8 protein-coding genes are annotated in these 20724 nt (G+C 68.8%); all 8 read left to right on the top strand.

Annotation, left to right across the window (positions count from 1 at the left end; genetic code table 11):
- Positions 1 to 464: 464 nt before the first annotated feature.
- Positions 465 to 4937 (top strand): BREX system serine/threonine kinase PglW, encoded by a 4473-nt coding sequence (pglW, locus tag ACFV9O_RS22440; RefSeq protein ID WP_385420524.1) that lies wholly within the window; start codon positions 465 to 467, stop codon positions 4935 to 4937.
- Between the two features lie 79 nt (positions 4938 to 5016).
- Positions 5017 to 8769 carry a BREX-2 system adenine-specific DNA-methyltransferase PglX gene (gene pglX, locus ACFV9O_RS22435; RefSeq protein ID WP_385420523.1) on the top strand — a complete coding sequence of 1251 codons (3753 nt, stop codon included), beginning with the start codon at positions 5017 to 5019 and terminating at the stop codon, positions 8767 to 8769.
- A 24-nt stretch (positions 8770 to 8793) separates the two neighbouring features.
- A complete protein-coding gene (locus ACFV9O_RS22430; protein ID WP_385420521.1) occupies positions 8794 to 12714 on the top strand; it encodes a PglY protein in 3921 nt (1306 codons plus the stop codon).
- Complete coding sequence (pglZ, locus tag ACFV9O_RS22425; RefSeq protein ID WP_385420519.1) at positions 12711 to 15503, top strand: BREX-2 system phosphatase PglZ; 2793 nt, start codon at positions 12711 to 12713, stop codon at positions 15501 to 15503. Before ACFV9O_RS22430 ends, pglZ begins: the two co-directional genes overlap by 4 nt.
- Entirely contained in the window at positions 15504 to 16835 is a 1332-nt protein-coding gene (gene brxD, locus ACFV9O_RS22420; RefSeq protein ID WP_385420516.1) for a BREX system ATP-binding protein BrxD, read from the top strand.
- Positions 16832 to 18988: a DEAD/DEAH box helicase gene (locus ACFV9O_RS22415; RefSeq protein WP_385420515.1), complete on the top strand. Its 2157-nt coding sequence runs from the start codon at positions 16832 to 16834 to the stop codon at positions 18986 to 18988. Before brxD ends, ACFV9O_RS22415 begins: the two co-directional genes overlap by 4 nt.
- A gap of 295 nt (positions 18989 to 19283) precedes the next feature.
- Positions 19284 to 19961 carry a DUF6308 family protein gene (locus ACFV9O_RS22410; protein WP_385420514.1) on the top strand — a complete coding sequence of 226 codons (678 nt, stop codon included), beginning with the start codon at positions 19284 to 19286 and terminating at the stop codon, positions 19959 to 19961.
- 142 nt (positions 19962 to 20103) lie between these two features.
- Positions 20104 to 20643 carry a hypothetical protein gene (locus tag ACFV9O_RS22405; protein WP_385420513.1) on the top strand — a complete coding sequence of 180 codons (540 nt, stop codon included), beginning with the start codon at positions 20104 to 20106 and terminating at the stop codon, positions 20641 to 20643.
- Positions 20644 to 20724 lie beyond the last annotated feature (81 nt).

The following is a 20724-nucleotide window of genomic DNA, read 5'->3' as shown; positions in this document are numbered from 1 at the left end:
GATGATCGTCGACCCCGGTCATGCCCCACCGCAAGGGCCTCCACCCGGTGCCAACAGGAGAGACCTGAACGGAACCGACGTAGAGGCGTGAGCACCTCGGTGCCGAGCTCGCGTCACGCCTGGGACGCAGGTTCACCGGCAGGAACTTCGCCAGCACTCCTACGGGAGACCCCCCTGCCGCAGGTCACACAGATCTACTACGATCTTCACACTATCCGCCCTGATAGTGAGACTCGGTGATGCTCCCTCGCCGAGGTTCGAAGCACTCTCCAAAAGACTTGAATGGTCGCACCCATGAGCCCCCACCCTCTCTGCATCGGCCCCCCGAACTGGCATGGTGGGAAAGCATGGTGATAATACGGTGGTCGACTTGGGCAAGGCGGGCATTACCCCACAATCAGGCTGCTTGAAGGCCCTGCGACCGGGTTCAGCAAACAGGACATGGAAAGGCGCGGTGAACGTCGGTGGCGGCAGCCAACGGAGCGGCATCCCCCCAACCGAAGCCAGCACCCAAGCCCGCACCGCCCAGAGTCCAGCGATGGCACCAGACTCGCACCTCGCCCTTCCCCTGGGAGCAGGACGCTCTCGACCACATCAAGCGGCTCATGCCGCAGACTGAGCCCTACCGTGCCTGGGCCACGTTCTCTTTCACCGCGTCCTCCGGGCGTGTCAATGAGTGCGACCTGTTCATTGCCGTCCCGCGTGGCCTATTCCTGGTGGAGCTCAAGGCCCACCCCGGACGCCTCGTCAACAACGGCTCCACCTGGTCGTTCCGGGGCAGCGACAAGCTCCGCACGATATCCAACCCCCTGCATCTGACCGACCTCAAGTCCAAGGAGCTCAAGGGACAGCTGGAGTGGGCGGCCCGTAAGCTCTACCCGCGCTTGCGCATCCCGCGCGTCGAGCCTGCCGTCTTCCTCTCTGACCCCGGGCTGGTCAGCCAGCTCGACGAGGTCCAGCGCATCCGTGTCTACGGTCGCGACGGCAGCGCCAGCGGCCTGCCCAGCATCTGGCAGGATCTGCTCAACGCGCCCCCGCAGCGGGAGGAGCAGCGCGTCACCGCGGAGTTCGCGCGTCACCTCGACGAGCTGATGCGCAAGATCGGTGTCCGGGCCTCCACCGCGCACCTTGATTTTGGTGATTGGCGCCTGGCGCCGCGCCTTTTGGATGCCGGCGACGGCTGGGAGGACCGCCTCGCCAAGCGCGAGGGCCTGGTTCACGAGGAGGGCCGGGTCCGTGTCTACTTGGTAGAGCTGCAAGCCACCGAGGCGGCCCGTCGCTCCACCGAGCGCGCCGCGCTGCGCGAGTACCAGGTCCTTCAGGGCATCGCGCACCCTGGCATTGCCCAGGCCGTCGACTTCCGCGGGCACCAGGGCGGACCGGCCATCCTCTTCCGGCACCGCCACGACGACCTGCGGCTGGACGACTACCTCGCCGCACACGGCGCCCGGCTCACCGACGAGACCCGGCGCAACATGGTCCGCCAGCTCGCGGATGCGCTGCGCTACGCCCACCGTCGCAGCCTCTACCACCGTGCGTTGGCCGCCCGATCGATCTATGTCACCGCGCGGCCGGATGGCGAGCAGCCGGTTCTGCGGATCACCGACTGGCAGAGCGCCGCGCGCGACTTCGAAGCCACCTCGCTCAGATCGCTGGGCAACAGTCCGCTCGGCGGGGAGCACATCCAGGACACGGCCGAGGTGTACCTTGCCCCGGGCTTCGACGAGGAGTATGCCGACCCCGTTGAACTCGACGTCTTCGGCCTGGGCGCGGTCGCCTACCTCATTCTCACCGGCACCGCCCCCGCCGCCCGGCGCAGCGCGCTGATGGCCCGGCTGGGTGCCGACGGCGGCCTGCACCCGTACGCAGTCAGCGACAGCATCGCTGCTTCCCTGGACGAACTCGTCTACCAGGCCACCCGCGGCGACGCCGCCGACCGTCTGGCATCCGTCGATGCCTTCCTCAAGCAGCTCGACGCAGCTGAGCAGGACGTCAACTCCCAGGCAGCCACAGTCGAGACCGACCCGCTCACCGCCACTCCCGGCCAGGCCCTCGACGCCGAGTGGACCGTCGTGCGGGTACTGGGCAGTGGCGCGACGGCCCGCGCCCTGCTCGTGCAGGGCGACCCCGAGATCGGAGCAGGGGCACCGCAGCCCCGCGTGCTCAAGGTCTCCCTGGATGCCGAGAAGGACGCCCGGCTGCATGCCGAGGCAGCGGCACTCAAGCAGGTCGGTGGCGGCCGCATCGTCCGGCTGCTCGACGGTCCGCGAACGCTGGGCGGGCGGACCGTCCTGGAGTTGGAGTACGCCGGCGAGCAGTCGCTCGCCCAGCGCCTGCGCGGCCAGGGCCGCCTCACCTACGACGACCTGGAGAGCTTCGGCGAGGACCTCTTCAAGGCTCTGGAGGAGCTCACCGCCAAGGGCGTCCGCCACCGCGACATCAAACCCGACAACCTTGGTGTCCAGCGCGGCGCGGACGGCCGCGAGCACCTGATGCTGTTCGACTTCTCCCTGGCCGACGTCCCCGACCGCGACCTCAAGGCGGGCACGAAGGGCTATCTGGACCCCTTCCTCGACCACGGACACCGCCGCGAGTACGACGACTACGCCGAGCACTACGCCGCCGCCGTCGCTCTGCATGAGATGGCCAGCGGCGAGCGCCCCGTCTGGGGCGACGGTACCGGCGACCCGCGCACGACCAGCGACGAGCACCCGGCACTGGCCGAGGACCTGTTCGAGCCCGGCCTGCGCGAGGGTCTGACCGGATTCTTTTCCCGCGCCCTGCACCGCGATATCGCCCGCCGCTTCGACTCCCTCAAGCAGATGAGCGCGGCCTGGCGGGAGCTGTTCACCCATGCTGACGCCGTACCGCCCGCCACCACCCCTGCCACGGCCACAACGGACGCCGACACCCTGCAGGAGATCCGGGACGCGGCGGCACTGGCGGCCGAAGGGAAGACAGAGCTGATCGCCGCCGGACTGTCCCCGCGGGCTGTCGCCGTCGCCGCCGGCCTGGGCGCAAGCACGGTCGGCGAACTGGTGGCCGTGCCGCTGCACCGTTTCTCCCAGGCTCGGGGCGCGGGTGTACTCATCCGCAACGAGCTGAAGCGTCGGCATAAGCAGTGGACGGCGGCGCTGCGCCGCAAAGCCACACCAGAGGCGGCACGAGCAGCGGCGCGGCAGACAGGCATGGCCTCCAAGGCCGCGAGCCTGTCCGGGAAGTCGGCCGCTGCGACCTCCGAGACGGACGCGCAGGTCGTCGACCAGATGACCGCCCGCGGGTCCGTCGACCAGCTCGCCTCACTGCTCGCCCCCGGCCCTACCCGCGCCAACTCCAACAAGTCTGAGGTGCTGCGCGCGACCCTCGGCCTGCCGGGCGAGGGCCCCGAGCCTGAGCCGTGGGAGGGAAAGCTGCCGCCCTGGCCCACCCAGGTCGCCATCGCTGGCGCCCTGAAAACCGCGCAGCCCACCGTCTCGCGGCACCACGTCGCCGCCATCAAGGAGTGGGCGGCGACCGGGTGGTTGCAGCACATACGCGACGAGCTCGTCGCCGTCCTAGACGCGGGCGGCCGCGTGATGACCGCCCAGGAACTCGCCGTCGAACTCCGCGTCAGACACGGCGCCGGTGCCGACACCCCGGGGCGGACCCTGGCCAAGGCGCTCGCCGTCGTCCGCGCCGCCGTGGAGGCCGAAGCCCTTCCCGACGGCCGGGACGAGGAACACCAGCCGCGGCTGGCCGTGCTGCGCCGCGGCGAGCGAGTCCTCATCGCCCTGGAGTCACTCCCCGGGTCGGACGCACCCAGCGCCCCCGACCTGGCCGACTACGCCGCCAGGCTGGGCGCGAAGGCCGACGAACTGGCGGCCTCCGACCCCCTGCCGGGCCGTGCCTCGGTCGTGCGCGACCTGCGCGCCGTCCCCACTCCTGAGGGCATGGCGCCGCTCGCCGAGACCCGCCTGGTCGCCCTGGCGGCGGCGGTCGCGTCGAAGGCGGCGGCGTCGCCCAGGCTGGAGCTCTATCCACGCGACCTCGCCCTGGACCGGGCACTGCGTATCTCCCAGGCCCCGGCGGGCGTCCGGCGCGACTTGGGCATCACGGTCGAGGACCTGCTCGCCAAGGTCCGCTACCGCTTCCCCGAGCTGGATTTCGGCGCGCCCACCCACGTCACGGTCGAGGACGCACTGAAGAAGGCGGACTTCCCGCTGGAGTACGACACCGCCGCGCACTGCTTCCGGCCGCCCGCACCCTCGGTGAACGGAACCCAGCTGCGCAGCGGGACGTCCACGGGCACGGTGACCGCCGCCGGCGGCGCCGCGCTCGGTGCGGCAGCGGCCGGACGCGACCCCGACGCACTGCTGGCGGGAAAGCTGCGAGGTGCGGTCGAGCGCGGCGGCTTCGTGGCCCTGAACGTGCACCTCAAGTACCTCGCGGGCACGTCGGAAGTAGTAGCCGGGGCCTTCCCGGTAGTACCGGTGAACCTCGCCCAGGTGTTCCTGGCGGAGTTCCGGGCACTCGCGGGCGAACGCGGGACGGACTGGACGAAGGTGCTCGGCGCGGACACCACCTTCACGCGCTCGGGCGAGCTGCCCGGCGGCCTGCGCTCGTACGTCTCGCGGGTGTGGCCCCGCGTCGGCGAGCGGATCGCGGAGACCGCGCGAGGGCGGCAGGGCGAAGTGGTGTTCATACACGCAGCCGGCCTGCTGGCGCGGTACTGGGAGGCGGGCGGACGCGACATCCTCGTCAACCTGCAAAACGCCGCTCGCCGGGGCGGGGCGAGCCCGCACGGCCTGTGGCTGCTGTGCCCGTCGGAGTCCCCACGCGGAGCCTCCCACCTCGACCGACGCACCGTGGAAGTCCTAGGGGAAGCCGAGCGGGTGGTGCTGGAGCGATCGTTCCTCGACACCTTGAGGGCGGCTGCGGCGGAACCGCTGGTCGGCTGAGCGACCACCACCCGGGGGGTTGGTGTTGCTGCCGTGGTCAATGGAGACGAAGAGGGGCGGGCAAGTGGCTGGGCGTAGCGTGAACCAAACTGAGCTGCTGAAGGACCTGCGCAAGCAGGTGAAGACGCTTGAGGACGACCTGCGGGCGCGTAGCGAGGCCGTGACGGAATACAAGGCCAAGCTGGAGGCCGAGTACACGCAAGCGCGCGAGGCCAAGCGCACGGGCGCGACGTACGAGACGTGGCGGGAAGAACGGATCACACAGGTCGCGGCAGCGTGGGTGCTGGCATGCGTGTTCGTCCGTTTCTGCGAGGACAACCGGTTGATCGCCGACCCGTTCCTGGCTGGCCCGGGCGAGCGCCTGAAGGACGCCGAAGACCGCGACACAGAGTTCTTCCGGCTGAACCCGGAGAAGAACGACCGCGACTGGCTGGTGCACTCATTCGAGTCGCTGGCTGCAACCAACCCGGCGGTGGCCGGACTGTTCGACCGCGCACACAACCCGCTGTGGGAGCTTGCGCCGTCATATGAGGCGGCGAGCGCGCTGCTGAAGTTTTGGCGGCGGCGTGGGCCGGACGGTGAAATCGTGCACAACTTCACCGACGAGCCGGTCGTGGGCCAGGACGGCGTCGTCGAGCATGAGGGGTGGAGCACGCGGTTCCTGGGGGACCTGTATCAGGACTTGAGCGAGCACGCGCGGAAGACGTACGCGCTGCTGCAGACGCCGGAGTTCGTGGAGGAGTTCATCCTCGACCTGACGCTGGAGCCAGCGGTTCGGGAGTTCGGGCTTGAGCCAGAGACGGTCATCGGCGAGGACGGCGAGATACGCAAGGGTCTGCGAACGATCGACCCGGCATGCGGGTCGGGGCACTTCCTGCTGGGCACGTTCAAGCGACTGCTCGTGAAGTGGAAACAGGCCGAGCCTGGCACCGACGTCTGGGAGCTGATCCGGCGCACGTCGGATTCGGTGCACGGCTGCGACAAAAACCCGTTCGCGGTATCGATCGCCCGCTTCCGGCTGCTGATCGCAGCGCTGCAGGCAGGCAAAGCGAAGCGGCTCGACCAGGCTCCGTCCTTCCCGATCAACGTGGCGGCGGGTGACTCGCTGCTGCACGGACGGGGCGCGGCGGGCATCCAGGGAGACCTGCTATCAGACGGCGAGGCGTTCGCCTACAGGACAGAAGACGTCAAGGAATACGTGAACCGGTGCGATCTGCTGGGCGTGTCGACCTACCACGTGGTCGTGGGGAACCCGCCGTACATCACGGTGAAGGACAAGCAGGAGAACGAGAACTACCGGGCGTATAGATCATGTTCAGGCAAGTATGCTCTCTCGGTGCCGTTCGTTGAACGATTGTTCCAGCTTGCGATTCGGGCCGGTGGATCAGATCGGGCGGCGGGTCATGTCGGGCAGATAACAGCGAACTCGTTCATGAAGCGCGAGTTCGGAAAGAAGCTGATTGAGGAGTTCTTCGTCAGCGAACGGGTTGGCGTTCACCTGACCCACATCGTAGACACCTCAGGCGCATACATTCCGGGACACGGAACGCCTACAGTGATCCTGGTTGGACGCAATCACTTCCCGCGAAGGAGTGAGCCGGTTCGGGCGGTGCTGGGTGTGCGCGGCGAGCCGTCGCAGCCAGAAAACGCGGCCCAAGGGCTGGTGTGGCGAGCGATTGTTGAACAGGTGGGAAAGCCGGGGAGTGACTCGGACTGGGTGTCGGTTGAGGATGCTGAGCGCGTCCGCTTCGCCAGCCACCCGTGGTCCGTGAGCGGTGGTGGAGCCGCTGAACTGACAGAAGTATTGAATTCTGAGACGCGCCCGCTAAATTCAATAGCGAAGCGCCTGGGCGTCTTCGGCATGACGAATGCAGACGATGTGATGCTGGCTCCGAGGTTGGCTTGGACTCGTCGTATCGGAGACACGACATCAATTCGAAAGCTCCTGCTCGGAGATGAAATTCGTGATTGGATCGAAAGCGGCGACACCTACGGTTTCTTTCCTTATAGCGATGCACTCAAGTTGATCGGTATTGAGCAGACCGGACTGGCTCAACGTTGGCTATGGCCTTGCCGTACCACAATGGGGAACCGGGCAACTTTCTCAAAGGGGACATATTTCAGTGACGGGCGTCCCTGGTACGAATGGCATCAGCTCACGTCCGATCCAGGAGGGCATCCTTGGTTCATTACCTACGCGTTTGTGGCGACGCACAACCACTTTGTGCTGGACCGGGGTGGGAAAGTCTTCAAGCAGTCCGCGCCGGTGATCAAGTTGCCGGAGGGAGCCGGAGAAGATGAGCATCTGAAGCTGTTGGCGGTGCTCAACTCGTCGACGGCGTGCTTCTGGTTGAAGCAGGTGTGTCACAACAAGGGCAGCGGCGCAGATAGCAAGGGCGCGCGGACCACGGCTGTGCCTTGGGAGGACTTCTATGAGTTCACCGGGACCAAGCTTCAGGAGTTCCCGCTCCCTGCCAGGCTTCCCCTCGTGCTCGGTCGCGCCCTAGACGTCGCCGCCCAGGAACTTGCCACGCATGAGCCTTCCGCTGTCTCTGCGGGTGATGCCATCCCTACCCGTGACCGCCTTGACGCCGCCCGCGCGGCCTACACCGCCACCCGTGAGCGCATGATTGCGCTGCAGGAGGAGCTCGACTGGGAGGTCTATGGTGCTTACGGCCTGGTCCAGTTGAACGGGACAAACGGTCAGCGTTTCACTGTCCCTGACCTCGACGCCCTCCCGCCCGTCAAGCTGGGTGAGCGTGCGTTCGAGATCGTCCTCGCGCGCAAGGTCGCCGCGGGACAGGCGGAGTCTGCGTGGTTTAGCCGTCATCACTCGACGCCGACGACGGAAATCCCCACCGGCTGGCCCGCTTGGTACCGCGCCATCATTCAGCACCGCATCGACGTGATCGAGAAGCGCCAAGACATTGGACTGATTGAGCGGCCGGAGTGCAAGCGTCGCTGGGCGTCCGAGCCGTGGGAGAAGCGAGAGAAGGAAGCCCTCCGTACCTGGTTGCTCGAGCGCGCTGAGGATCGCCGCCTGTGGTTCGCGCTTCGCGACGGTTTCGAGCAGCCTCTTCCGCACACGATTAGCCAGCTTGCCGATGAGCTCGCCAAGCTCGACCCCGACGTGTCAGCCGTCGCCGCGCTCTATGCCGCCGACCATCTCGGCAAGCGTGACCTGCCGCTCGAAGCGGTCTTGGCCGAGGTGCTCGACTCCGAGCACGTCCCCTATCTTGCTGCTCTCCGCTACAAGGACACCGGCCTGCGCAAGCGCGCCCAGTGGGAGGAGGTCTGGGACCTCCAGCGCGAGGAGGACGCGACCGGCGAGCGTCTGAACATCCCGGTCCCGCCGAAGTACTCCTCCGCCGACTTCGCCAAGACCTCGTACTGGTCCAATCGCGGCAAGCTCGACGTCCCCAAGGAGCGGTTTGTCTCCTACCCGGGCGCCAACCCCGATGCCGACCCCACTCTGCTGCTCGGCTGGGCCGGCTGGGACCACCGCGACCAGGCCCAGGCCTTGGTGAACCTCGTCAAGGACCGCGCCTCCCAGCTGAGCTGGGACAACGACCGAATAGCGCCGCTGCTCGCGGGGCTGGCCGAGCTGATGCCGTGGGTGCGCCAGTGGTTCGGCACCGACGATCAGGAGTGGGGCGGCAACGCCGCCGAGGAGTTCGGGACGTTCCTGGACACCGAGCGCACCAAGCGCGGGCTGACCGCCGAGCAGCTCGCGGCCTGGCGTCCCGCGCCGAAGATCCGGGGCCGCAAGGCCGCCGCCCCGCGTAGCCCGAAGAAGATCGACACCTCCGCCGCCGACACGCAGACGGCCTGAGCGGGAAGAGGGAGACCACCGCCCATGAGTTCCTCCAGCGACGCCCTCTACCTGAAGGACGTCCTCAACCTGCCCCAGTCCGTCCTCGCGGGCGACTTCAAGGTGGAGCTGTCCGGCGGCTTTAGCGAATCCGGGCAGCGGGTACGCGAATACGTCGTCACCGACCAGCTCGAGCAGGCGTTTCGCAAGTCCCTCGGCATCGTCAAGGCGGCAGTCCGCGACAACACTTCGCACGCCGCCTATCTGCACGGCTCCTTCGGCTCCGGAAAGAGCCACTTCCTGACCGTCCTGCACGCGATCCTCAACGACAGTACGGCAGTCGCCCGCGACAAGCCGAAACTGCAGGCGGTCATCGCCGAACACGCCGACTGGCTGGTCCAGCAGGGGACGAAGAAGCGGTTCTTGATGGTGCCGTACCACCTGGTCGGCGCGGCGTCGCTGGATTCGGCACTGCTCGGTGGTTACGTCGCCGCCGTCCGGCGGCTGCACCCGGGCGCGCCCGTGCCGCCCGTCTACCGCGCGGACGCCGCGCTGGCGGATGCCCGCCGGCAGCGCGACTTCCTCGCGGACGACGGGAAGTTCATCCAGTGGCTCGGCGACCCCTCCGGCCCGGACGCCGCTACCCAGGGCAACGCGAGCGACGGCGACGACCTCGAGGACTTGGACGTACTCGACGCCCCCGCCTCCGGCTGGACGTCTGCCAGCCTGGACGCCGCCTTCGCCGCCGCTCCCGGCGACGAGCTGCGCAATGCGCTGATCTCCGCGCTGATCTCGGACTCTGGTCCGATGGCGTCCTACGCCCGCGGCGCGCAGGGCGACAAGAACGCGTTCCTTCCTTTGGAGAACGGCCTCGCCGTCATCAGCCGGCATGCGCAAAGCCTCGGCTATGACGGGCTGGTCCTCTTCCTGGATGAGCTGATCCTGTGGCTGCAGGCGCACCTCACCGAGAAGGCGATGGTCAATGACGAGGTCAGCAAGCTCGTCAAGCTGATCGAGTCGGGTGACACCGACCGGCCGGTCCCGATCGTGTCGTTCATCTCCCGGCAGCGCGACCTGTCGCAGCTGGTCGGCTCCGATGTGGTCGGCGCGGATGTGAAGAACCTCGAGCAGCAGGTCGGCTACCTCGCGGGCCGCTTCGACGTCGTGAGCCTGGAGGACCGCAACCTCCCCGCGATCATCAAGGAGCGCGTTCTCCAGCCCAAGGACGACGCTGCTCGCGCCGCCCTCGGCAGCGCCTTCGCCACGGTCGAGTCGTCCGACGCCGCAGTCCGCGAGGTGCTGCTGGATGCAGCCGGGGCGACCCGCGCGGACTGGGCGGACTTCAAGGAGCTCTACCCGCTCTCCCCCGTCCTCCTGAACACCCTGGTCGCCCTCTCCGGGGCGTTGCAGCGCGAGCGCACCGGTCTGAAGCTCATCCAGGAAATGCTCTACCGCCGCCGCGAGGACATGAAGCTCGGTGACCTGATACCCCTGGGTGACCTGTGGGACGTCCTCGCGGACGGCATGGGCGAGGCCTTCACTGACCGTCTGCGCGCACAGTCCGAGGCTGCGATCCGCTTCCACACCAAGGTCCAGGCGTTCCTCCTGCAGAAGTACGGCTCCACCGAGGATGCCGGCTACCGTGCCGACGACCGCTTCGTGAAGACGCTCCTCCTGGGCTTCCTCTCACCGGAAGTCCCCGCCCTGTCCCGCCTCACCGGCGGACGTCTCGCTGCGCTCAACCACGGTTCACTGCGCTCCCGCGCGGTAACGCCGGGCGAACTGGCGGTGCGCCGGCTCCGCGAGTTGCAGGCGGAGTTCCCCGGGGAGCTGCGCAGCGACGGCAACGACGCCGACCCGGTGTTCACGCTCCATCTGTCCGACCTCGATGTGGAGCCGATCCTCGACGCAGTGGGCGAGAAGGACAATGTCGGGCAGCGCCGCATCTGGGTCAAGGAGCGGCTGTGGGAGGCGCTTGGCGTCCGCGACACGGGCGCGTTCGTTTGCGAGCACGAGGTGGTATGGCGCGGTACCAAGCGCATCGCCGAGTTCGTCTTCGAGAACGTCAAGGAACCGGCAACCATGCCGACGACGCAGTTCTCGCCCAGCGTCGAAGGCCGCGTCCGCTTCATCGTCGACTACCCCTTCGACGAGTCCGACGGGCACCCCAGCGATGACACCGCGCGTATCCAGCGGCTGCGGCAGGACGGCTTCGAGGCTGCCACCGTCGTCTGGCTGCCGTTCTTCTTCTCCCCGCAGCGCTCCGCGCAGCTCGGCCGCCTGCTGAAGATCCAGTACCTGCTGGAGCGAGACCGTCTCGCCAACTACGCCGCCCATCTGCCCTCCGACGACCAGATCCGGGTCAAGCACCAGCTCGAGGCCCAGCGCGACACCCTCACCAGCCAGCTCACCGACGTGCTGCGGCAGCTGTACGGGATCGCGAGCCTGGACGAGACGAACGTCGGCGCGGAGACCCCGGACGGGCAGCACGTGTACTCCCTCTACCCGGGACACACTCCGCAGCTTCAGGGCGGCGCGCCCTTCGCGTACAACCTGGGCAAGCTTGCCGACGGGCTGTTCGCCGCGCTCTACCCCAAGCACCCGGACTTCGACCCGCAGGAGACCCGCAAGCCCGTCACCGCTGGCGAGCTGAAGACGGTCTACGGCTGGATCGCGCGGGCCATGGAGGACGGCTCGCGTCGCGTCGTCGTGGACAGCAAGCAGCTGGGTCTGGTCAAGCGGATCGTTCACCCCCTGGAGCTGGGTGAGGTCCACGACGGGCCGCTGAACATCGGAACCGAATGGCGCCGCCGCATCGAGCAGCACGCCACCGCGCAGGGCGTCACCGGCGACTACGAGGTCGAGGACATCCGTCGCTGGATCGCCGAACTGGGCTGGACCGGCCTGGACAAGGCGGTCAGCAATCTACTGATCGCCGTGTACGCGCTGGTCGCGGACCGCTCCTGGGTCTACAACGGCTCCTCCGCCGCGGCCCCCGACGTGGACCGTATCGCCCCCGGCTGGGCGCTGCGGGCGCAGGAGCTGCCCAGCGAGCAGGAGTTCACCGCCGCGCACGAGCGCGCCGCCGCGCTGTTCGGACAGAGCGTGCCCCGGGTGCGCTACGCCCGTAACGTCAACGACCTGGCAGCGAAGGTCCGGGCGAAGGCACAGGGCTGGGAGCCGGCCGTCAACGGTCTGCGACGGTCCCTGGCCAACCACCGCACAGCACTCGGCCTGATGGACGAGCAGAACGCCCGCGAGACCTCGGTGCGCGACGCCGCCGACCTGATCGCCCGCCTGGTCCGGCACAAGGACGCCACCGCGCTCGTGCGGGAGCTTTCCGCGCTCGGCTACGCAACCTCGGACGACGTACTGGCGAAGGCCATGTCCTCGGCCCAGCAGACCCTGGACGCGCTGGACCGCGTCAAGTGGCAGCTTCTCGACAGCGTGCGCGGCCTGACCAGCCGCGGCGATGGTCTGGCGGACCGGGCGGAGCGGCTACTTACGGAGATCGCCGAGACGGCCGCCACGGTGGAGCGCGACCGGGAGCTGGCTCCGGTACTGAACGCGGCCGAGAGCCGGGCCGTGGACATCATCAGCGAGTCCGGGCGGCTGAACGCCGTCGCCGCGCCAGCGCCCGAGCCCGCCCCGTCACCCACCGCAGCATCTGTTCCGAACCCGCGGGGCGCAGACCAGGTGAGCCTGACCGTCCACGGCCAGCCCCCGCTGCCCGCTCAGGCGCAGCCGGCACCCGAGGCGCCCGCAACACCCGCCGCATCCCCTGCCGCCACAGTTCCGCCCGCCCGGCGCCGCCGCCTGATCGTCGCAACCAGCCCAGGCAGCCTGGAGCCGGAACTGGCCCAGGTCCTTGCGGAACTGACCCAACAGATCATCTCCCACGCGGCTGCCAAGCCCGGCACCGCCATCGAGATCGGCTGGCAGGAAGTGGAAGGTGGTGCATCATGACCCAGGCGAGTACGGGGACCACCGTCCCCGAGATCGACCAGCGCGCGGTCGAAGCCCTGCTGTGGACGGCGCTCCCCCACGCCAAGAGCTCTCGCCTGGTACTAGTCCGCGGCCGTTACCGCGAAGGCGCACCAGGTGAGTTCACCACTCGGCTCATCAAGGATCCGATGGTGGACGGCGAGCAGGAACAGCGCCGGATCTATGTCAGCCACCAGTCCTCGGTGCTCGGCATCGTCGACGCCTGGCAGAGCCATCTCGCCCGGCACGCCGACGGCGTTGCTGGCCGCGACATCCTCGTCGTCACCACCGACGCTCCCGACACCCGCCCCATGCCGCTGGACTTGCGCGGAGAGGCCATCGGCCGCTCCCTCCTCACCGTCGACCGCGTCGAGATCGTCAAGCAGCGCTTCAGCGCGGTGGACGTCGACCCGCGCATCCGTCGCGAACCATGGCTCGCCGACGCGCTGCTCGCCGCAGAGCCGCCCGGCGGATGGCTCCCCGTCGGCTCCGTGCTGACCCTGGACGCGGCCATGCGCGCCCTCGTGCACGCCCGGATCGGCCTGGGCGACGGCCTTTCGACCGACGCCGTGCCGCTCGACGTGGAAGCCCTCCTCACCTGGTCCCGCACCCCCGGCGGCCCCGCACGCTTCGCGGACCTGCAGCCCGAGGAGCGAGCCGGCCTGACCAACTGGCTGGAGCGCACAGTCGGCGACTCCGCTCCCCTGCTGCTCGCCCTGGCACAAGCCGGACGCGGCGAAGACGCGATGGCACTGGGCATCGTCGCCGCCGCCCTCACCGGGCCGAAGGCCACCGCAGACGCGGCCCTGGCCGTGGGAGCGCTGTTCGGTTCCGTCCCCTTCCGGCCGGACGAGCTGCGCCACTACACCCTCGCCGTGGAGGGCGTCCTCGCCCGGTGGATCACGCAGGCCACAGCGGGTGGACCGCGCAGCGGCGAGGCGCGCACCCGCGTCCTGGAGGTCTTGGAACAGGCCGACCGCCTGGCGGATCGGGCAGGTCTGCGCGAGGCCCTCGCCGACAGCGGATTCCTTCCCTCAGGCTTCCGCGCCCGGCTTAGGGCACTCGCCGCCGCTCTCACTCCGGCTCCCGACCAGCGCAACGTGACGGCAGCCGAAGCCGCCCTACACCAGTTGAAGAATCATCACCTGGCGGCCCTGCTCTTCTGCGAGCAGGTGCACCTCGCCGAGATGGCGGTACGCCTCGAACGCTGGCTGACGACCCCGGAGGCCAACCTCGCGTCCGGCTCCGGAGCGGTGGGCGCCGCGGTTCAGGCCCACCTCGGCAACTGGGGCTGGGCCGACCGTGCCCTGAACCGGCTGTGGACCGGGGACGGGGCGGCGGACCCGCACGTCAACGAGGCGTACCGGGTGGTCCACGACGCCGCCCGTGCCCGCCGCGATCGCCTGGACCGCACCTTCGCCAAGACCCTGGCCGCCTGGACGCAGCACGCCACCAGCACCGCGCCCGACGGGGCGCTGCTGGCGGAGGACGTGCTGCGGCACATCGCGGTGCCGCTCGCTGCGAAGCGGCCCCCGTTGATCCTGCTTCTCGACGGCATGAGCAGCGCGGTCGCCACCCAGCTCGGTGAGGAACTGGGCGCGCCGCGCTGGATGGAGGCCGCGCCGGACGCCGGCCGGCGGGCCGCCGCCGTCGCCGCGATCCCGTCGATCACCACTGTCAGCCGCGCCACGCTCCTCACCGGCGGCCTGGTTGCTGGCGGTCAGAGCGTGGAGAAGGACGGGTTCATCGCGTTCTGGCGCAAGCGGCGGCATGAAGCGGTGCTGTTCCACAAGGCCGACCTGCCCGGCCCAGCCGGGCACCGGCTCGCCCCCGAGGTCGTCGCGGCCCTCGCAGGCGACGGCGTCGTCGGCGTGGTCCTCAACACCATCGACGACGCGCTCGACCACGGTCAGGAGAACTCCAAGGGCGATTGGACAGTGGGCAGCGTCCGCTACCTGTCCGAGCTGCTGGACGCCGCGCGCGGCCAGGGCCGCCCGGTGGTGCTGGTCGCCGATCACGGCCACGTCCTGGACCGCACCACCGAAGGCCCTGTGCCCGCCCACGGCGTCGAGTCGGCGCGCTGGCGGATCGCCAGCCCCGCAGAGCAGCCCGGTGAGGACGAGATCCAGCTGGCCGGCCCGCGCGTGCTGGAGGGCGGCGGCACGGTCACCGTGCTGTGGCGGGAAGATCAGCGCTACACCCCCCGCAAGGCCGGCTACCACGGCGGCGCAGCTCTGGCCGAGATGACCGTGCCGGTGCTGGTGCTGCTTCCGTCGGCCGAGATCCTGCCAACCGGCTGGTCAGTGCTGGCCCCGGAAGTCGTCACCCCGCCGTGGTGGCACGAGCCGGGCCGCAAGGATGTGCCCGCCGCGCCGCAACCCAGCCCGGGCTCCGGTCCGGTCGCAAGGAAGAAGGCCGAGCCGCCCCGTGCCGGCGATACTGCAACGTCCCCGGCCCTCGGCGCCCTGGTCGTGGACACCGGCGTGTATGCGGCGCAGAAGCAGTTCGTCCGCAAGGGCCCCGAGAAGAAGGCCGTCGCCGCCGTCATCGACGCTCTCATCGCGGCGGACGGTACGCTCTCGCTCGCCGCAGTGAGCACAGCCGCCGCATCCTCAGGCGGGCGCGCCCCGCGCAACGCCGAGTTCTTCGTCGCGGCACTGCAGCGGCTGCTCAATGTCGAGGGCTACCCGGTCCTCGGCCTCATCGACGCGGGCGCACGCGTCAAGCTCGACATCACACTGCTGAAGGACCAGTTCGGGGTGAAGGCGTAGATGAGCACGGTCTCTGCGGTCAGCCCGGCCCGCCGCCGCGAGGTCGTGGACGCACTGCGGCGCGGCACCGTGCCGCAGTCGGGACTCGACCTGTTCGCCGTCGGCCTGGACCGCTTCTCCGGGGCCCTGGACGGCGACCTGGCCACCGTGGCGCGCGGCGGCGCCGCCTTCCACGCCATCCGCGGCGAGTACGGCTCCGGCAAGACCTTCTTCGCCCGCTGGCTCGCCGAGCGCGCCAAGCGCGCCGGACTGGCCACCGCCGAGATCCAGATCTCGGAGACCGAGACACCTCTGCACAAACTGGAGACCGTCTACCGCCGCCTCACCGAGCGCCTCACCACGGCCACCCACCCGCCGAGCGCGCTGCGAGCCGTGATCGACTCCTGGTTCTTCACCCTCGAAGAAGAGGTCCTTGACGCGGGCGAGACCGACGAGGACGACGCCGACGCGCTCGCCGACGCCGTGGACACCCTCATGGAACAGCGCCTCATCGACGTCGCCCGGACCACCCCGGCGTTCGCCGCAGCCCTGCGCGGCTACCACCATGCCCGCGCCGCAGGCGACGCGCCCACCGCCGAAGCACTGATCGCCTGGCTCGGCGGACAGAAGTCCGTCGCCGCCTCCGCCCGGCGCTCCGCCGGCGTCCGCGGCGACCTGGACCACTTCGCCGCCCTCGGCTTCCTGCAAGGCCTGCTCACCGTCCTGAGGGACTGCGGCCAGCCAGGCCTCCTCCTGGTCCTCGACGAGATCGAGACCCTGCAGCGGGTCCGCAGCGACGTCCGGGAAAAGGCCCTCAACGCGCTACGGCAGCTCCTGGACGAGATCGACGCCGGACGCTTCCCCGGCCTGTTCCTCGTCATCACCGGAACCCCCGCCTTCTACGACGGGCAGCAGGGCATCCAGCGGCTGCCTCCGCTGGCCCAGCGCCTGGCCACGGACTTCTCCACCGACCCGCGCTTCGACTCCCCCCGGGCCGTGCAGCTGCGCCTGCCCGGCTTCGACCTGACCCGGCTCTGCGAGCTCGGACGCAACATCCGCGACCTCTACGCCAGCCAGGCCACCCACCCCGAGCGGATCGCCCACGCCGTGGACGACGCCTACATCGCCCAGCTCGCCACAGCAGTCACCGGCGGCCTCGGAGGCAACGTCGGCGTCGCGCCACGGCTGTTCCTGCGCAAACTCGTGGCGGACGTCCTCGACCGCGTGGATGAGTTCGAAGACTTCGACCCGCGCAAGGACTACGCCCTCACCGTCTCCTCCGCCGAGCTCAGCGAGGTCGAACGCAACGCCGCCGCAGCCAGTGCCGACGACATCGAGCTGGACCTGACGTGACCCGCACCGCTTCCGACGACCCGGTAAGCAGGCTCGACACCGTACTGCTGCACCACATCGTCAACACCCTCGGCTGGAAGTCGCTGCGCCCGCTCCAGCAGGAGGCCATCGACCCGCTGCTGTCCGGAACCGACACCGTGCTGCTCGCCCCCACCGCCGGCGGCAAAACGGAAGCCGCCGCATTCCCCCTGCTGTCCCGGATGGCCGCCGAGAACTGGACCGGCACCTCCGTGCTCTACGTCTGCCCGCTCAAAGCGCTGCTCAACAACCTGCTGCCGCGTCTGGAGACCTACGCATCGTGGCTGGGGCGCACCGCCGCACTGTGGCACGGCGACGTCTCCCAGCCCAAACGCAAAGCCATCCTGCGCCAGCGCCCCGACATCCTGCTGACGACCCCGGAGTCGCTGGAATCGATGCTGGTGAGCGTGAACGTGGACCACCGCGCGTTCTTCGGCGGCCTGCGCGCCGTCGTCATCGACGAGGTCCACGCCTTCGCCGGCGACGATCGCGGCTGGCACCTCCTGGCCGTCCTGGAACGTCTGCAGCGCGTCGTTGGACGGTCCGTGCAGCGCGTCGGGCTGTCCGCCACCGTCGGCAACCCGGAAGAACTTTTGAGCTGGCTCCAGGGCTCGGCCGCCGGCACCCGCCCCGCCCAGGTCATCGCCCCGCACCTGCGCGCTCAGTCCGAGCCGTCGTCAGGGAAGCCGGCGGGGCCGCCGCCGGGCGCTGTGCAACTCGACTACGTCGCCTCGCTGACCAACGCCGCCACGGTCATCGCTGCCCTCCACCGGGGTGAGAAGCGCCTGGTCTTCTGCGAGTCCCGACGCCAGGTCGAGGAACTCGGGGAGAGCCTGCGCGCCAAGGGTGTCACCACGTTCCTCTCTCACGCCTCCTTGTCGGTGGACGAGCGCCGTCGCGCCGAGGAGGCTTTCGCCGAGGCTCGGGACTGTGTCATCGTCTCCACCAGCACCCTCGAACTGGGTATCGACGTCGGCGACCTGGACCGTGTCATCCAGATCGACGCCCCTGGCAGCGTCGCCTCCTTCCTCCAGCGCATCGGACGGACCGGACGACGCCCCGGCTCCACTCGCAATTGCCTCTTCCTCGCTGTCGACGAGGGCGGCCTGCTCGCCGCTGCCGCCCTGCTGCTCCAGTGGTCCCGGGGCTGGGTCGAACCCGTCGTGCCACCGCCCGAGCCGCGTCATATCGTCGCGCAGCAGATCCTCGCCCTGTGCCTGCAGGAACACGGGATCGGTGACAGGCTCTGGCAGGAGTGGTGGGGCGGCCTCGGCCCCTTCGGCCCGGCAGCCGAGCCCATCGTGCGCCACCTGGTCCGCGAGGGCTACCTCGACCAGGACGGCGGGATGCTGTTCATCGGCCCCGAGGCCGAACGCCGCTTCGGTCACCGGCACTTCATGAACCTCACGGCCGTCTTCACTGCTGCACCGGAATTCACGGTCCTCAACGGGCGTACCGAGATCGGCAAGACCGACCCCACCCTTCTCACCGAGGAGTGCGCCGGACCGCGACGCCTGCTGCTCGCCGGCCGCAGCTGGCAGGTCACCTACATCGACTGGAACCGCAAGCGCTGCTTCGTGGAACCCGTCGACAGCGGCGGAAAAGCAAAGTGGAACAGCGGCGCGCTGCCCATGGCGTCCTTCGAACTTGCCCGTGCCGCCCGCGAGGTCCTCCTCGGCGAGGACCCGCCGATCGCATTCACCAAACGCGCCGAAGGTGCGCTGGCGCAGCTGCGCGAAGAGAGCACAGAAACCGTCCACCCCGGCGGCAATCACATCATCCACGACGGCGAGGGCAAGGACCTGCGGTGGTGGACCTGGGCCGGCCACCGCACGAACGTCACGCTGGCCGCCACCCTGACCCCCATCGCCGACCCCCTCCAACGCGGCAACGACCTCTACGTGCGGCTACGCGCCGACCTCACCCCGCAGAGGTGGAAAGAAGCTACTGCGCACGCCGCAGACAGCCTCTGCCTCCCCGAAATCGACCCCCGCGCCCTCAACGGCCTCAAATTCAGCGCCGCCCTGCCCGAACGCCTCGCAGAAGCCACTCTCGCAGCACGCCTCGCAGACCTCGACCACGCCGCCCACGTCCTCACCGAACCAGCCCGCTTTGTGCGCCCCGGCTTGATGTAAGCGGACCTGATCGTCGAGTTCATCCTCCTCCACGGCAGGCCGCCATTCGTACCTGCACAGGGGCAGCCGCAACTGACTCCCGGATAGTGCGGCTTCGTGGACGAGGGTTACTTCACGCGGAACATGCGACACTATCGCAGTCCTCGCCTATTGTGACCCCACGATTGCACTGTCTCAGTACCCTCGGGATCTACAACCGCGGTCGGACTGGTGCTGCTGCGAACACCCTTCCTCTCCGCCGCATCAGCAGTAGCATGCTCCTGATCAGCCACACGAAAATTCATTGGGGGGAGTCATGGCCGAGCTCAAGATTCCTGAGATCTATTGGGATGACAACGAAGCCGTGCGTCTTTTGGTGGAGTACTTCACACGGCGGCGCGCCAAGGGCGACCTGTACTACTCCGGGGCATACTTCGAGCGGCTCGGCGGCGGCGGTGACAATGAAGCAGACGCGAACCGTTTCACGAGCGACGACCTTGTCGCGATCACGATGCTTGGCGTCCACGTGCGTGGACATGGCGCGGTCGACCTCCTGACCGACCCGGACGGCCACTGGGCGCGACTGTTGTCGGCCATCCCGCGCAGCGCTCGGCTGGAGGATCCCGACAGCGCCCCGCTCGTTGCGGAAGGCGGGCCAGCATGGCAGCTGTGGGAATGTCTCCGTGATGCCGAGAAGTACCCCAACAAGCCGGACGGGGTCGGGCCGGTCGTCGCGGGAAAGCTACTTGCCCGCAAGCGCCCCCGATTGATCCCGGTGTACGACATCCGAGTCAAGTCCCTCCTGGAGCGCCCGAAAGTGGACAACACCTTCTGGGCTGCGCTGCATCAGGCGCTGCAGGCAGACGAGATGGCGCTGTACCGGCAATTGCTCCGGCTGCGCGAGAAGGCTGGAATCGGTGACGACATCGCAGCACTGCGAGTCTTTGACGTCATCGCCTGGATGCACGAGGGCGAGCGTCAAGCCGCAGCCTAGCCCGCTGAGGTGGCGGCCCGCTTCTCGAGGGTAAGTGGATCTAGAGCACACGAAGCGGGAATTTCCCGGCGCACGGTGGCGGTGTCAGCAGTGAGGTCGGGTGGGTAGGCGGCCTCGTCCCAATCGATTCGAGGCGGATTTTATGGCCACACAGGCTCAACTCCGGGGTTACCTTCTGGAAGAAGCGTTGGCCTGGTTGCTGAGGCGCAGCGGCTACGAGCTTCTGACCTCGGTCGCCGACGATCCGGTCGAACTGTCCCAACAGGGGAAGCACACCTTGTTCGTCCAGGGTCGGGGTGCCCGCCACCAAGTGGACGTTCTCGGTCAGTTCGCCTTCACTCCTGCGTTCTCGCTGCCCATACGCCTCTTCCTGGAAGCGAAGTTTCGTGACGCGCCATGCGTATTGCGCGACGTACGCCAAGCCCACGGGTTGCTTCGCGACGTCAACGAGAACTTCGCCGTTGGGCCGAGCGGGCGCCCCCGACGTCGCTACCAGTACTCCTATGCCCTGTTTTCGACCAGCGGGTTCACGAAGGCTGCGCAGGAGTACGCCCTTGCGCATCAGATCTCGCTGGTGGACCTGTCCGGAGTCTCCTTCCGGTGGCTGCTCGATCCGGTGCTCAACACTGCCGGAACGTTGTTCGATTCAGACTCGGGATTCCACTCTAAGAGGGCGGTATGAGAGTTGATGCCCGTTTCGACATTGCGGCTGGGGTGGGTGGGCTGGTCGTGGTCTTGGCGGCTGGTTATGGGCGCGGCTGAG

Origin of the sequence: Streptomyces sp. NPDC059909, from assembly GCF_042730885.1 — a bacterium.
Classification (GTDB): Bacteria; Actinomycetota; Actinomycetes; order Streptomycetales; family Streptomycetaceae; genus Streptomyces.
This window is presented reverse-complemented; position numbering and strand designations above follow the sequence as displayed.